At 46.8% G+C, this 14,902-nt stretch carries 12 protein-coding genes; 10 read left to right on the forward strand and 2 right to left on the reverse strand.

Annotated elements, in window-relative coordinates:
• The first annotated feature begins 122 nt into the window (after positions 1-122).
• From FGQ85_RS14040 to FGQ85_RS14055, 4 genes are all read left to right on the forward strand, one after another.
• On the forward strand, positions 123-1,214 hold the full coding sequence (locus tag FGQ85_RS14040; RefSeq protein ID WP_171027975.1) for an MFS transporter: 1,092 nt from the start codon (positions 123-125) through the stop codon (positions 1,212-1,214).
• Positions 1,215-1,219: 5 nt separating this feature from the next.
• The gene (locus tag FGQ85_RS14045; protein WP_138373754.1) at positions 1,220-2,596 is read left to right on the forward strand and encodes a hypothetical protein; all 1,377 of its coding nucleotides are present in this window, start codon (positions 1,220-1,222) and stop codon (positions 2,594-2,596) included.
• Positions 2,597-2,598: 2 nt separating this feature from the next.
• Positions 2,599-3,645 (forward strand): glycosyltransferase family 4 protein, encoded by a 1,047-nt coding sequence (locus FGQ85_RS14050; protein ID WP_138373755.1) that lies wholly within the window; start codon positions 2,599-2,601, stop codon positions 3,643-3,645.
• Positions 3,646-4,159: 514 nt separating this feature from the next.
• Positions 4,160-6,403: an alpha-galactosidase gene (locus FGQ85_RS14055; RefSeq protein ID WP_138373756.1), complete on the forward strand. Its 2,244-nt coding sequence runs from the start codon at positions 4,160-4,162 to the stop codon at positions 6,401-6,403.
• Here the strand turns inward: FGQ85_RS14055 and FGQ85_RS14060 are convergent.
• Positions 6,367-7,236 (reverse strand): AraC family transcriptional regulator, encoded by an 870-nt coding sequence (locus tag FGQ85_RS14060; protein WP_242960217.1) that lies wholly within the window; start codon positions 7,234-7,236, stop codon positions 6,367-6,369. The two genes, FGQ85_RS14055 and FGQ85_RS14060, sit on opposite strands and share 37 nt — an antisense overlap.
• 145 nt (positions 7,237-7,381) lie before the next feature.
• Between FGQ85_RS14060 and FGQ85_RS14065 the strand changes: the two genes are divergently transcribed.
• The 3 genes from FGQ85_RS14065 to rd all read left to right on the forward strand — a co-directional run bounded on the left by FGQ85_RS14065 (position 7,382) and on the right by rd (position 9,582).
• Complete coding sequence (locus tag FGQ85_RS14065) at positions 7,382-8,731, forward strand: MATE family efflux transporter (RefSeq protein WP_087169019.1); 1,350 nt, start codon at positions 7,382-7,384, stop codon at positions 8,729-8,731.
• 52 nt (positions 8,732-8,783) lie between these two features.
• The gene (locus FGQ85_RS14070) at positions 8,784-9,308 is read left to right on the forward strand and encodes a nucleoside recognition domain-containing protein (protein ID WP_087169020.1); all 525 of its coding nucleotides are present in this window, start codon (positions 8,784-8,786) and stop codon (positions 9,306-9,308) included.
• A gap of 115 nt (positions 9,309-9,423) precedes the next feature.
• Entirely contained in the window at positions 9,424-9,582 is a 159-nt protein-coding gene (gene rd / locus FGQ85_RS14075) for a rubredoxin (protein WP_024733984.1), read from the forward strand.
• 73 nt (positions 9,583-9,655) lie between these two features.
• Here rd and FGQ85_RS14080 read toward each other — a convergent pair whose 3' ends face one another.
• On the reverse strand, positions 9,656-11,452 hold the full coding sequence (locus FGQ85_RS14080; RefSeq protein ID WP_138373757.1) for a DUF885 domain-containing protein: 1,797 nt from the start codon (positions 11,450-11,452) through the stop codon (positions 9,656-9,658).
• A gap of 143 nt (positions 11,453-11,595) precedes the next feature.
• Between FGQ85_RS14080 and FGQ85_RS14085 the strand changes: the two genes are divergently transcribed.
• From FGQ85_RS14085 to FGQ85_RS14095, 3 genes are read left to right on the forward strand one after another with little or no spacing between them, the layout of a single operon-like run.
• Positions 11,596-11,907 carry a hypothetical protein gene (locus tag FGQ85_RS14085; RefSeq protein WP_087169022.1) on the forward strand — a complete coding sequence of 104 codons (312 nt, stop codon included), beginning with the start codon at positions 11,596-11,598 and terminating at the stop codon, positions 11,905-11,907.
• A gap of 3 nt (positions 11,908-11,910) precedes the next feature.
• A complete protein-coding gene (locus tag FGQ85_RS14090) occupies positions 11,911-12,957 on the forward strand; it encodes a V-type ATPase subunit (protein ID WP_138373758.1) in 1,047 nt (348 codons plus the stop codon).
• The gene (locus FGQ85_RS14095; protein ID WP_087253882.1) at positions 12,954-14,894 is read left to right on the forward strand and encodes a V-type ATPase 116kDa subunit family protein; all 1,941 of its coding nucleotides are present in this window, start codon (positions 12,954-12,956) and stop codon (positions 14,892-14,894) included. Before FGQ85_RS14090 ends, FGQ85_RS14095 begins: the two co-directional genes overlap by 4 nt.
• Positions 14,895-14,902: the final 8 nt, after the last annotated feature.

The raw sequence follows: 14,902 nt of genomic DNA on the forward strand, positions 1-14,902 counted from the left end.
TACTACAAAATATGAATTTTTCAAGGTACTATAGGTACAGGGCACAACTAATTATATAGTTTCGACCCCAACATCATATTTATTCCATTACCAGTGCGGCGATCCTGACGCGGGGTATTTTTTTGATTTATCTACAGCAAAAAGGGCTTTCGATCGTGGAAGTTTCGATGTATTCTGTCGTCTACAATATATGTACAGCGGTCAGCGAGGTGCCGACGGGATATATTGGAGACCGGATCGGAAGGAAAAATTCCATTATTACAGGAACGATATTGCTGGTATGTCAGGCGGGACTGATGGTAGCAGCGCAGGAGAAAGTCTGGCTGATATTGTTGGCAGGTCTGGAAGCAGTTGCGTATACTTTTATTTCCGGCAGTGATTCGGCCTTACTTTATCAGATGCTTGCAGGCCGGAAGATGGAAGATCAGTATTTGAAGATTAATTCCAGAATTCTTGCGGCGCAGTCGGCTGTTATGGGCGGTGCAATTTTTATCGGAGCTCAGCTTGCGCAGTATTCCTGGAATCTTCCGTATCTTTTGACAATGCTGATTCTGATAGTGGCAGCAGGATTTATGTGCAGAGTGAAAGACCTCATGCCGTTTGCAGAAAGAGAAAAAAGCACAGGAAAACTGATAAAAACGTTGAAAGACAATATTTTATACCGGCCGCTTGGAATGTTCCTCCTTTTCTTTATTGGCATCAGTATGATTGATGGAATAGCGTGCGGTTATTACAATCTGAACCAGCTGATTCTGGAATCAGTTGGGATCAGCGTGTCGGCGATCGGTTTGTTTTTCTCCCTATCGTACATAGGGAATTCGTTTGCCTATCTGGCAGTGAGTCCGCTGAATCGAATTTTTAACAGAAGCAGGATCATCTTTCTGGCTCTGATAACAGAGTGTTTGGGATTTTTATGGTTGTCCCAGGTTCAGAATAAGGGACTGTTTTTTGTGATTTCGTTAATTTTATGCTTTGTGCCGGAAATCATTTTTACTGTGGCGGACAGCATCATACAGGAATGGATTGTAGAAAGAAACAGGGCAACGATTTTATCCGTGATGTCCTTGATACGGTCGCTGTGTTCTGGAGTTATTTATGGTATTTTTGGAATTCTTCTGGAAATTGTGACAATAGAGCAGTTTTTAATTTTTCTGGCTGCTGGCTTTGGTGTGAGTGCGGTAAGTGTATTGATAGTACTAAGGAAAAGTAGGTGATGTATATGAGACATTTTGTTAATAAATTCAGTATTTTATTCCTGGTTTTTACTATCTTGGAACAGTTGATTGCCGCGACATCCACCTATGCGATGATTGCATTGAGCTCGGAAATCCTGAAAGGGGAGGGAATGATCTGGTTTTGGATCTTTGTGCTTTCTCTCGTCCTGGTATTTGTACCCCGGATTTTCAGTCAGAAATATATGGTAAAAGCGGAATATGCAACGTTTCAGAGATATCTTTCTCTTTATGAGAGTAATTTATATAATCAGCCGTCGTTAAAAACAAGTCATGCATTTGGAGGAGAGCGACAATCGTATTTCCAGAATCAGACGTGGCAGACTATTGAGAAAACATACGAATTCTTTGGAGATCTGATGGCGACGGTTTTGAATGTGGTTTTCAATGTCCTCGTCATTGGCTGGTCTTTGAGTCCGTGGTTTTTTGCTGCATATCTTTGTGCAGCAGCGGTGATTGCAGCGGGAATTCTGACGGCAAGGGGAAAAATTGTCCGTAAGAGTGCCGGAGCGCAGGAAGCACAGAGTGCTGTGCAGAATAGATTGTTTGACGGCTGGGATACTCTCCTGATTGGAAACCGCTATAACTGGAGCCGGTGGAAAGAGGTGTTTGGGCGGACCGTTGACAAAGCGGAGAAGACAGAGACACAGTACCGTTTCAGTAATAATATACTGTCTCTTCTGATTATGGTTGGAAGTATCTTTCCGATGATTCTGGTAGTGCTGTGGACGTTGGCGGACAGTGCAGGAAACGTGGGCCGGATGACGTCTGTCATTGTAACGCTTCCACGGCAGGTGAGCAACATTCAGTATCTGAGCGTCATAGTGGAATATGTTACCGAACTGGTCGGAATCCGGGAAAAGGTTCGGAACATCGATCATGCAGCATCAGCTGTGGAGAAAGAAAATCAATATCATGGGACGATCCGTTGGGAGAATCTCCGGTTTTCCTCAGGTGATGTGGAACTTCGCTTCGAGAATGTGGAAAACTTTCTGGAATTTTTGAAGGATTGTGCAGAAGAGGAAAGGTATGGGCGGATTTTGATTACCGGAACAAACGGAAGCGGGAAAACAACAGTTCTGATGCGGATCAAAGAGTATTTTGGGGATCGGGCCTATCTGTTCCCGAACCATACGAGATTGTTTTTTGAGGATAGTAATGAGAGGGCATATTCTACAGGACAACGTCTGCGGGCGAATGTGGAGGAAGTGCTCGACCGGATGAAAGATCCGTCCGTGAGGCTGTTCCTTTTCGATGAGTGGAATGCCAATCTGGATGAGGAAAATCAGAAAGAAATTTCTGAATATATAGACCGGCTGGCAAAGAAAGGGTTGGTTCTTGAAGTGCGGAATAAGGAGGTATAAAAATGGGACGCAGGCTGATTTTTATTGATGATAAGCCGGGATACGGCGGGGTATCGACCTGCCTGATCTGTCTGGCGAATGAGCTTTGTAAGAGAGGATATGAAATTACGCTGATTGCCGCGAAAAAGAACGTCTATGAAACCCGTGTGGATGCATTGGTGCAGATTGAGGAATGTGATTTTACGGATGAGAAAGCGGTGGAGAGAATGATCAAGAGCTTGAATGACCGCTGCGCCGAAATCGTCAATTCTCATGCTGACAGCGGGATTCAGATCCGGCTTCTCAGGCAGAAAAACAGGACATATCAGTTATATCTCACCGAACATCTGGCGATTTTTGATGATCCGGAATATATCGAGCCGAGAAAAGAATATTTTTCACTGGCGAATCAGGCAGAAAAGGTGATCACCGTATCACTGGCGGGACGGAGAGCTTTTCAGGCAGCAGGTGTGGAGTATCAGAAGCTTGCCACAGTCTATAACGGAGTGAAAGCGAAACCGTACCGGGAAAGAACTTATGAAGAAATCCGCCTCATGTATGCCGGACGCCTGACGGAGACAAAAGGAATTTTTACACTTTTGAAGGCAATGGATCTGGTGCGGCAGCAGATACCGGAGGCAAAGGTGAACATTTACGGGACAGGCAGACAGGAACAGGAGGTCCGGGACTATATCAGGGAACATCATCTGGAAGAACAATGCATTTTGAAAGGATTCTGCGACTGCATGGAGAAGGCGTATCAGGAACATGAAATCGTCATTTCTCCATCCAGGACGGAGAGCTGTTCTTTTACGATCCTGGAGGCGATGAATGAGTCCTGCGTAGTACTGGCATCGGACGTGGACGGGACAAGAGAACTTGTTTATGATGGTATAACAGGGCGGCTTCATCCGTTCGGGGATGCAAAAACACTGGCCGGACAGATCATTGAACTGATGAAAGAGCCTGAAAAACTCCGGATGCTGGCCCAGAATGGACATTATGAAGTGACCCATTCCTTCCGGCAGGAGGACAGCGTAAAAAAATATATCCAATGCCTGACAGAATAAAGAAAATTACGGACGGGATAGCAAAAAGAGAAACACAACCGTACGAAACAGGATGGCCGTACGGATTGGACATGAAAATAGGAAGATGTAACCGTACAAAAGAAGCCATCTGTGCGGTTATATCTTTAAAAGGGTAAAAAGCAGCGGTAGAGAATAAGACATCTGTACGGATCAAATGCCAGAAAAGAGAAAAATAACCGTACGGACAGAGGATTCATACGGTTACAGGAGCAGATGCTCTGGTTCCAGCGGTAGAGAACGCTGGAAAGCAGGGAGACAAGGACAAGTTAAGATGAAGGATACTTCCAAGGAGGAGGACGACATCAGGTTTGGTGCCGTCTTTTTCTTTTTTCGCCGGATGTGGACATTTTGAACACACAATCATTTACCTGACATTTGGACATATTTACCTGACATCTTGAACTGGCATAAAAATGTGAAATGATTATAATTAGTTGTAGTAAAAACGAGAAGATTACGGATCGCAAGATCAGGGGAAAAAGGAGGAGCAGAAATGGCGGTTTGTTTTCACAAATCATCGATGGAATTTCATCTGTATAATCAGAACATCAGCTATATTTTGAATGTACTGGAGAATGGACAGATCGGACATATTTATTTTGGAAAGAAATTACGGGACAGGGAGAGTTTTGCGCATATGTTGAATTTCCGGGCAAGACCGATGTCTGTATGCCCGTTTGAAGGAAAACTGGAATTTTCCATGGAGCACATCAAGCAGGAATACCCGGTGTACGGATCAGGGGATATGAGATATCCGGCTCTTGAGATTCTTCAGGAAAACGGCAGCCGGATATCCGAGTTCCTTTACAAAGGACACAGCATTTATCAGGGAAAACCGGAGCTTTCCGGACTGCCGGCAACCTATGTAGAGAAAGAAGAGGAAGCGGATACACTCGAACTGTATCTGGAAGATCAGGTATCCGGTACGGAAATTACTTTATATTATACAATCTTTGCGAATGTTCCGGCAGTTGCACGTAGTGCGAAGATTACGCAGAAGGGAGATCAGGAAATTGTTCTGGACCGGGCAATGAGTATGAGTGTTGATCTTCCGGATATGGATTTTGAGATGATCGAGCTGACCGGAGCATGGGCAAGGGAACGTTCGGTCAAGGAGAGAAAGCTGGAGCATGGAGTGCAGGCAGTATACAGTCTGCGTGGATGCAGCAGCCACAATTATAATCCGTTTCTGGCTTTGAAGCGGGAGGAGACGACAGAGGGAAATGGAGAAGTCTATGGGTTCAGCCTGGTCTACAGCGGAAATTTCCTTGCGCAGGCGGATGTCGACACGTATGACACAACAAGAGTGACGATGGGAATTCATCCGGATACTTTTTCCTGGAATCTGAAACCGGGAGAGACCTTCCAGACTCCGGAGGCTGTGATGGTATATTCGGATCACGGACTGAATGGTATGAGCCAGGCATATCATACGCTTTACCGGAGCCGCCTTGCAAGAGGATTCTGGAGAGACCGGGAAAGACCGGTTCTCATCAACAACTGGGAAGCAACCTATTTTGATTTTGACGAGGACAAGATTCTTGAAATTGTAAAAACAGCAAAAGAGCTTGGAGTGGAACTGTTTGTGCTGGATGACGGATGGTTTGGAAAGCGTAATGACGACACCTCTTCTCTGGGCGACTGGTATCCGAATCTGGAAAAACTGCCGGATGGCATTACAGGAGTGGCCAGAAGGGTAGAGGAAATGGGACTGAAATTCGGACTCTGGTTTGAGCCGGAAATGACGAATAAAGAAAGCAGGCTTTACAGGGAGCATCCAGACTGGATTTTGTCAGTGCCGGGAAGAAAGGTGTCGGTGGGACGTAATCAGTATGTCCTTGATTTTTCCAGAGAAGAAGTTGTGAACGCGATCTTTGAACAGATGAAAAAGGTTCTGACAGAAGCTCCGATTTCCTATATTAAATGGGATATGAACCGGAGTATGTCTGAAGTGTATTCGGCGGGTGCCGGTGCAAAGGATCAGGGAAAAGTCATGCACAAGTACATACTGGGTGTGTACCGGCTTTACGATATGCTGACGAAGGAATTTCCGGAAATCCTGTTTGAGTCCTGCGCAAGCGGCGGGGCGAGATTTGATCCGGGACTTCTTTACTATGCGCCGCAGTGTTGGACATCTGATGATACGGATGCGGTAGAGCGATGCAAAATCCAGTACGGAACCTCTTTTGTCTATCCGGTCAGCAGCATGGGAGCCCATGTGTCTGCGGTGCCGAATCATCAGCTGCTTCGAAACACGTCTCTGGAAACACGTGCGAATGTGGCGTATTTTGGAACTTTTGGGTATGAGCTGGATCCGAACAGGCTGACAGAAGAAGAAAAAGAAGAGGTCAAAGCACAGATTGCGTTTATGAAACAGTACCGTCACCTGATTCAGTACGGCACTTTTTACCGGCTGTTAAGTCCGTTTGAGGGAAATGAGACGGCGTGGATGGTCGTATCAGAAGATAAAACCCGGGCGATTGTCGGATATTACAAGGTCCTGCAGTCTGTGAACGGACCGTATAAAAAAGTCAGGCTTCAGGGGCTGGATCCGGACCGGAAGTATCATGTCGCCGGGATGGAGCCAGGAAAATACGAGGAAGATCTCTACGGAGATGAACTTCTCTGGTACGGCCTGAATGTGTCCGATGCCTCCTCCGGGGAGAATAAAGAGAAGTACAACGGAAAGAACGGGGACTATCAGTCCCGGCTGTATCTCTTAAGCTCCATCGAATAAGGATTCGTTTTCTTATCCTGGCGGTACCGGGAAGGGCTTGTTCCATTGACCTTCCGGAATGCCTTGGAGAAAGAAAAGGTGCTGGAGTATCCGCAGGAATAGGCAATGTGTTCAATGGGGAGACTGGTATTTTCCAGGAGTTCACACGCCTTGGTCATGCGGTATTTGACGAGAAACTGCTGTGGAGACAGGTGTACAGTCTTTAAGAACAGTTCCGTCAGATAACTCCGGTTGAGGGATAGAAAGTCTGCGATTTCCTGAACGGATACCGGGTTCTGGTAGTTCTTATATATATAGGAAATGGCCTGGCTGACATAGACGTCTGCAACCTTTTTACTACTTTTGCTTTTGTAGCCGGAGCCTTCGATCAGGAGGGCCAGAAACTGCAGCAGAACCCCTTGAATATAAATTTCATTCTGGAAGCTCATCTTATGGTGGGCGATCATATCCAGGACATAGCTCTTTGCCTTCTCCGGGTCCGGGCAGGTAAAGACCGGGTGGTCCGGCGTGATTCCGATCAGCTCGAAGTAGCGGGCAATGTCGGTGCCGGCAACGGAAACCCAGACATAACTCCACGGATCCGTCTCATCGGCCTGATAGAAGGTGAGCCTGTCAGGCCGAATCAAAAAGCCCTGCCCCGTTTCGATGGAATAACTGTTTTCTCCGGAATAAAAAGTTCCCTTTCCTTTTGTGCATATATGAAATATGTAGGAGTCCCGGACAGCAGGTCCATAGGAATAAAGGGGCGGGCAATCCTGCATTCCGCAGAAAAGCATATAAATTTCCTGAAAAAGATTACTGTTAAATTCTGAAAAAGTCTGTATCTGGTCCATATAATCCCCTCCCCTGAGCGGTTTTTCTTGAGTGTAGCATGAGAAAAAAGAATTGTAAATAAAAAAGGGGATTGCGCGATTACATGCGGAGCGGTAGAATGAAAAAATATGAGTAAAAAAAGGAATGCGAGAAGGGAGAACAGCTATGGAAAACAATATGACAAAGGGAAGTCCCGGAAAGCTGATTGTCCGGTTTACGATGCCGGTTTTTATAGGAAATGTGTTCCAGCAGTTTTATAATATGGTGGATGCCGTGGTTGTCGGGAAATTTGTCGGGACAAAGGCACTTGCAGGAGTCGGGGCGACAGGGACGATCAATTTCCTGATTATCGGATTTCTGATCGGGCTGACTGCCGGGTTTACCGTGTTGACGGCGCAGAAATTCGGTGCAGGCGATATGAATGCAATGAGGAAAACAGTGGCGTCTGCCGCGATTCTGTCGTTGATTGTCTCCGTGGTGATGACAGCGGCCAGCGTGATCTTTATGAAAGACTTGTTGAGACTTCTGAATACGCCGGAAGACATTTTTGACTATGCGTACGAATATATTGTCATTATCTGTGCCGGGATTTTTGCCCAGGTACTTTATAATCTGCTTTCCAGTATTTTAAGAGCACTCGGCAACAGCCGGACACCGCTTTATTTTCTGATTCTGGCGGCGCTTCTGAACGTCGTGCTGGATCTGGTGTTCATCATCTGTTTTGGCATGGGACCGGCAGGGGCGGCTTATGCGACTGTCATTTCTCAGGGCGTGTCGGGGGCGGCATGTCTGATTTACATCTGGAAGGCGGTGCCGCATCTGCATCTCCACAAAGAAGACTGGAAAGTGGAAGGAGATCTTTTGAGGACACAGATGCGGATCGGATTTCCGATGGCGCTTCAGTATTCGATTACTGCTATCGGGACAATGATGGTGCAGTCCGCGCTGAATCTGCTCGGCTCCATCTCCGTTGCGGCCTTTACGGCAGCCAGCAAGATCGAGCAGATTGTAACTCAGGCCTATGTGGCTCTTGGAACGGCCATGGCGACCTATTGTGCCCAGAATATGGGAGCGGGAGATATCAAAAGAATCCGGCGGGGATTCCGCTCGGCAACCATCATCGGTTCCGTCTATTCGGTTGTGGTTGCGGTACTGATGGTCCTGGGCGGACATTATCTTACGTATCTCTTTGTAGAAGCTGCGGATGTACCGCAGGTAATTGGCGGAGTCCGGACGTATCTGATCTGTGTGTCTGTATTCTTCATCCCGCTGACTGTGGTGAACCTGTACCGCAACGGAATTCAGGGAATGGGATACGGATTCCTCCCGATGACTGCGGGAATTGCCGAATTGATCGGAAGAGGTGTGGTGGCAATGATTGCCTCACGTCACAGAAGTTACGTGGGCGCCTGCCTTGCCAGTCCGATGGCATGGATTCTTGCGGGAAGCCTGCTTCTGGTCATGTACTTTAAAATCATGAAGGGACTGGAGCAAAACCGGGAAGCGGAATCATAAAACGGAACAGTGTGCGTATAATTAAGGGACGATATGCGAAGGAGCACAGAATATGCAGTTTGTTTTATTTCTGTCTCAGTACATCGTCCCTTTTCTGATTTTTACGATTGTTGTCTCCGGAATTCTGGAACGGGTACAGGTTTACGAGACATTTATCAAAGGGGCGAAGGATGGGTTTTATACGGTGTTGAAGATCATGCCGACACTCGTAGGGCTGATGGTGGCAGTGGGAGTACTCCGGGCCTCAGGTTTTCTGGAGTTTCTGTCCGGAATTCTGGGACAGTGGACGGAGAAAATCGGATTCCCGGGAGAGCTGGTACCTCTTTCTGTCGTCAAAATGTTTTCCTCGTCGGCGGCTACCGGACTTTTGACGGATATTTACAAGGAATTCGGGACAGACTCTTACATAGGGAGGATCGCCTCCATCTCCATGGCGTGTACGGAGACGATTTTTTATACGATGTCTGTGTATTTTATGACTGCAAAGGTGAAAAAGACAAGATATACACTGGCCGGAGCGATGATTGCGACGGCGGCCGGACTTGCGGCGAGTGTATGGCTTGCCGGAAAAATGTAAATAATTTATTAAAAAACAAATTTAGGGATAGATTTTTTTTGTAATATAGATTATACTGGTCATAAATAAAAATAGTAATTCTTACTATTTGTATAGGAAGAAAGGAGAATATAAAATGCAGAAATATGTTTGCGAACCATGCGGATATGTATATGACCCGGAAGTAGGTGATCCGGATAACGGAATTGCACCGGGAACAGCTTTTGAAGACCTTCCGGAAGACTGGGTATGCCCGATCTGCGGTATGGGAAAAGAAGTATTCGTAGCAGAATAATAGAAATGAAACGAAAGAGAAGACAGACCGGTCCGGGGCAGATGCCCTGTGTGACCGCTGTCTTCTCTTTTTTCTATGCGTCCGTTTTTTCCAGTTCTTCTCTGATCAGATCAAAAGGAGCCGGCCCGATATCCAGAACAAACTTATGAAACCGTTTCTGGGAAAAATTTTCGCCCCAGCGGGTCATGGCCTCTTTTTTCAGTTCCAGAAATTCCAGATAACCGAAGTAATATTTTGCATAGTTGGCCGGATCCCCCAGAATCAGCTGATAGATTTCCGAAATGCTGTCTTTGTCACCGATACCGTATTGGGAGAAGAAAGCAAGCGTGTCTTCTTCCGACCAGCCTTTTTCATGGATTCCGATATCGGCCAGAGCATAGAGACCGAGGATGATAGACGCGTTTTTCTGCTGGATAACGGCCTCTTCTTTGGAGATCGGCGCCAGATAGTAGGACATCATTTCTGTGTAGGTGGCCCATCCCTCCACATATCCGCCAAAGTTCAGGACGGTGCGGATCGGATCCGGATCCTGCGAAAGGAAATAGGTCGTCTGGTAGAGGTGGCCCGGATAGCCTTCATGGGCCAGTGTGGTGAAAAGGTTTAAGCCTTCCATTTCATGTCGCGGGTTGATGTAAATCGTATTTTGGGTACTGTCGTCGATGGGCGGGATGAGATAAAAGGCGGGGCTTAAATATTCCTGCGTGGATGTTGGCACCTGCTTGACGGTAAAGGAAACGTCCGGGATGTCTGGAAAGGACGGCTCCATTTTCTGTTTCAGTTCCAGGAGGATGGATTCCGGGGAGGATTCCTGAAGGACAACGTCCGACACGATTCCGGAGGCGGGAAGCGCTGCTTTCATCTCTTTCATATCAGAGATGATCCGGGAGGCGGCGAGCTGCTCAAGTTCCTCGACGGAACGGTCCGTTCCGATTTCCTGTTTCAGAAATGCTTCATAGCATTCTTTGCCGTCCGGGAGACTGCAAAGCCCCGTGTCGGAAGTGCCGGAACCTTTCAGTGAAGTCAGCCCGTCTATCAGAATCTGGTAAGCCGGAAAGACCTGAGTAGTCAGAAGATCTTTGTTTTTGGCTGTGTACAGGGTGCGTTCGCTGTCCGAGAGTGTGCCCATCTCGTCGAGGCGCTCTTCAAAGGAGGAGAGAAGATAGTGATCTTCTCCCATGGAGACGAAGTCCTGACATTCCTGGATGACGGCGTCCGCTCTGTCGTCAGACATGAAAAGGCCAGCCTCGGATTTGGCCTGTTCGAAGTCAATCAGAGACTGAAAGTAATCCGGCATGGTAGATAGAAGTGACAGGTATGTATCGATATCCTCTGTAGTCTCAAAAGTAAATTCAGAGAGCAGAACCGGAAGCTGGGACTGGGTTCCGGTGAGCGGACTTAACGGCTCTTCATATAGAAGATATTCGGAACAGGAAAGGGCGGTCTCAAGATAAGAATCCAGAATCCGCCAGGTGAGCTGATTTTCTTTGGACAGCTTTTTTGGCGAAAAGCGGTCAAGTGCTGCCAGAGTATTTTCCAGAGATGCTCCGGAACTCTCGGGAGAGGATACAAAGGTACCGAAGGTGACAGGCGCGTCCAGAATCCCGTAGCTTTCCGGATCCTTTAAATTAAAGTGCAGGCTGATGGAATCGCCGGACACCTCCTGGCAGAAAAGTGTTTTTGTAAATGCTTCAAACTGTTCATCCGTGCTGTTTGAGGTGATCGTTCTGGAAAAGAAAGAATCCGGGTCCGAAGAGGGCGGAAGAAAGGAATAAATCAGCAGAGAGACAGCGGCCAGGCTGACCGCCGCCAGAAGGACAAACCGGACTTTTTTTCTGCGAAAACATGAGAAAACTGGGAGTGAAAATTTCATAAATTCAGGCTCCAGATAGAATTTGTCATATTATATGTGAAATAGTGCGGTCAAATGTTAAACTTTTGAAATAACCATTGCATTTTATTTTAAAAGTTGTATGATAAGAGATAATTGCAAATTATACAAAAAGGGGGCTTTCTATGGACTCTGTAATCAACAAATTGACGGAAATTGAGCAGACTGCATCGGCGATTGTAGCGCATGCAGAGGCTGAGAAAGAGAAACTCGACAGGGAATACGAAGAGAAGAGAAAGGCATTTGACCTTCGGATGGAGGAGGAGACAAAAGCCCGGATCGAAAAGATTCAGGAGGGGCTTGAGCATGATAAGGAGAACCTTCTTACCGGTCAGGAAAATACAAGCCGGGAGCTCATCGCATCCCTTCAAAAGGAGTATGAGGAGAAGCATACATTGTATGCAGAAGATATTTTAAAGCGGATCACAGAGGTGTAGCTTATGGGAAATTTACTTGCCTACAGTGGGATTGTCACGAAGCTAAGGGCAATGGAGGCCAAACTCCTTACAAAAGAGCAGTTTGATGAGATCATGGTCATGAGCAGTGTGCCGGAAGTGGTTTCTTACCTGATTCAGAATACTGTATACAGGGAAATCCTGGAGAATCTGGAGCCGTCCCTTGTACACAGGGGAAACATCGAGAAGCTTCTGGAACTGTCCTTGTACCATGATTACACGAAGATTTACCGTTTCTGCACACTGGAGCAGAGAAAGTTTTTAAAGCTTTATCTGAAGCGGTATGAAGTGGAGCTGATCAACTATTGCCTGAGGATCGTCATCAACCACTATCAGGAGCCTTTCGATCTGAACCATAAGAAAGCATTTTTTGACCGGTATTCGCAGATTTCCATCGAAAAGCTGGTTCATGCAAGAACGACGGACGAATTGATTGAAAATCTGAAGGGAACGGAATACTATGAGACGTTAAAGAAGCTGAGGGATTCAGGGAAGGCGACACTGTTTGATTATGATCTGGCACTGAATCTGTATTACTTTGTTTCCATGTGGAAGGATCACAAGAAGATCCTGAAGGACAAGGAGCTGGAGCTTTTTGCGAGAGATTACGGGACCCAGATCAATATGCTGAATATTCAGTGGATTTACCGGGCCAAGAAATATTTCAGCCTGTCCCCGCCGGATATTTATGCGCTGCTGATTCCGATCCAGTACAAGATCAGTACCGGGCTGGTCAAAGAGATGGTGGAAGCGCCGACTTTGGAGGAATTTCAGAATGCCGTGCAGAAGACCTCGTACGCAAGACACTATGATTTTGGCCAGAATCTGACGGTGGAAAAGATGTACGCGGATTATCTGTATTATTTGTACACGACAGACCGGAGGAGAAATCCGTACTCTATTGCGTCGATCAATACCTACCTCTTTATGAAAGAGGAGGAGATCAAAAAGCTGACGACCGTGATAGAATGTGTGCGCTATGGTGTATCCTCGGATGAGATCATGGAGTATACAGGAGGGCAGAAAAAATGATTGTAAAAATGAAATTTGTCAATATCTCAGGGCCGCGCAGTGATATTGACCGTGTGATGGATCTGTATCTGTCACGATATGAAATCCAGCTGGAATCAGCGCTTTCTGAGCTGAAGACAGTGGACAATTTAAGGCCCTTTGTGGAAATGAATCCGTACAGGGATGCACTTCTTAAAGCGGTGCAGTTTGTGGGATTTTTGGAAGATCCGGATAAGACCTTACCGGATACGAAAATGGGGCTCAATGATATTTTTGAACTGATCCGGACAACAAATGAGGAATATTTAAAACTGCAGTCACAGCAGGATCAGTGGAAAAAGAAGAAAGAAGAGATTGCAGCCAGACAGAAAATCATCGAGCCGTTCCGGCCGATGGGCGGTGATCTTGGAAAGATCCTGAATTATAAATATATTGCCTACCGCTTCGGTAAGATGCCGGTGGAGCAGTACCAGAAGCTGGAGAAATATCTCCTGAATGATCTGGATGCGGTTTTTGTAAAAGGAGCGCAGGACGGGACATCTGTCTACGGTGCTTACTTTGCCGCACCTGCGGATCTCCAGAAGACGGATGCGGTATTCCGGTCCCTTCATTTTGAGCGGATTGAGATTCCGGCGCAGTACGAAGGATCGCCGGAGGAAGCAAGCCAGAAGCTTCTGAAGGAAATGTATGAAATCCAGAAGAAAATTGATGACCTGGATAAAGAAGCGGCGAAGATGCTGGAACAGAAAGCCCCGCAGCTTGTGTGGGCGAAGCAGAGGCTGGAAGAGCTTGCTCACAATTTCGACGTCCGTAAGATGGCGGCCAGGGTGGAAGATAAAAAAGAAGATTACTATATCCTCTGCGGCTGGATGGCAGAAGAGGACGTCAAAAAGTTTATGGCGGAAGCGGAGCAGGACGACAAGGTTTTTGTTGTCGTGGAGGACGACCATGACAGCTACTTCGGAGAACCGCCGACAAAACTGGAAAACCCGAAGATTTTCAAGCCGTTCGAGATGTTCGTCGGTATGTACGGGCTGCCGTCCCACGATGAGATTGACCCGACCCTTTTTGTGGGAATCACCTATTCCTTCATCTTCGGAGTGATGTTCGGCGATGTAGGCCAGGGACTTCTGCTTGTCATTGTGGGAGCATTGATTTACCACTTTAAGAAACTCCCGCTTGCGGGAATCATTGCTACGGCAGGAGTATTCTCAACAATCTTCGGCTTCATGTTTGGAAGTGTGTTCGGATTTGAAGATATCATAGAGCCTCTGTGGCTTAGGCCCATCGACCATATGACGACACTCCCGTTTGTCGGGAAACTAAATACGGTATTTATCGTGTCGATTGCCTTTGGAATGCTGCTGATTCTGGTGGCGATGGTACTTCATATTATCAATGCGTTCCGGGGACACGATGTTCAGGGCGCATGGTTTGATCCGAACGGAGTGGCCGGACTTGTCTTTTACGGATCGATTGTGGCGGTTGTGGTTCTGTTCATGACCGGACACAAGACACCGGCAGGAATCGTGCTTCTTGTGATGTTCGGAGTGCCGCTTCTTCTGATTCTCTTTAAGGAGCCGTTGACAAACACGCTTCTGAAGAAGAAAGAGAAGATGAAAGAAGGAGCAGTGATGTTCCTGGTAGAAGGATTTTTTGAACTGTTCGAGATGCTCCTGAGCTATTTTTCGAACACTCTTTCTTTCGTGCGTATCGGAGCCTTTGCCGTCAGCCATGCGGCGATGATGGAGGTCGTACTGATGCTTGCCGGAGTAGAGGGCGGGCATACAAACTGGGTGGTGATCGTGCTTGGAAACCTGTTTGTCTGTCTGATGGAAGGACTTGTAGTCGGAATCCAGGTACTTCGTCTGGAATACTATGAGATGTTCAGCCGGTTCTATAAAGGAAGCGGAAGAAAGTTTGAGCCATATAACAAAAACAGAAAAATGGAAAAATAAAGGAGGAC

It is taken from the genome of Pseudoflavonifractor sp. BSD2780061688st1 E11, from assembly GCF_005844125.1.
Classification (GTDB): Bacteria; Bacillota; Clostridia; order Lachnospirales; family Lachnospiraceae; genus Sellimonas; species Sellimonas catena.

Bases quoted from the DNA above. Each gene is read 5' to 3' on its own strand.
- FGQ85_RS14070 (WP_087169020.1), top strand. From the start codon at position 8,784: ATGCAGTTTGTTTTATTTCTGTCTCAGTACATCGTCCCTTTTCTGATT.
- FGQ85_RS14095 (WP_087253882.1), top strand. From the start codon at position 12,954: ATGATTGTAAAAATGAAATTTGTCAATATCTCAGGGCCGCGCAGTGAT.
- FGQ85_RS14045 (WP_138373754.1), top strand. From the start codon at position 1,220: ATGAGACATTTTGTTAATAAATTCAGTATTTTATTCCTGGTTTTTACT.
- FGQ85_RS14050 (WP_138373755.1), top strand. From the start codon at position 2,599: ATGGGACGCAGGCTGATTTTTATTGATGATAAGCCGGGATACGGCGGG.
- FGQ85_RS14085 (WP_087169022.1), top strand. From the start codon at position 11,596: ATGGACTCTGTAATCAACAAATTGACGGAAATTGAGCAGACTGCATCG.
- FGQ85_RS14065 (WP_087169019.1), top strand. From the start codon at position 7,382: ATGGAAAACAATATGACAAAGGGAAGTCCCGGAAAGCTGATTGTCCGG.
- rd (WP_024733984.1), top strand. From the start codon at position 9,424: ATGCAGAAATATGTTTGCGAACCATGCGGATATGTATATGACCCGGAA.
- FGQ85_RS14080 (WP_138373757.1), bottom strand. From the start codon at position 11,452: ATGAAATTTTCACTCCCAGTTTTCTCATGTTTTCGCAGAAAAAAAGTC.
- FGQ85_RS14060 (WP_242960217.1), bottom strand. From the start codon at position 7,236: ATGGACCAGATACAGACTTTTTCAGAATTTAACAGTAATCTTTTTCAG.
- FGQ85_RS14055 (WP_138373756.1), top strand. From the start codon at position 4,160: ATGGCGGTTTGTTTTCACAAATCATCGATGGAATTTCATCTGTATAAT.
- FGQ85_RS14090 (WP_138373758.1), top strand. From the start codon at position 11,911: ATGGGAAATTTACTTGCCTACAGTGGGATTGTCACGAAGCTAAGGGCA.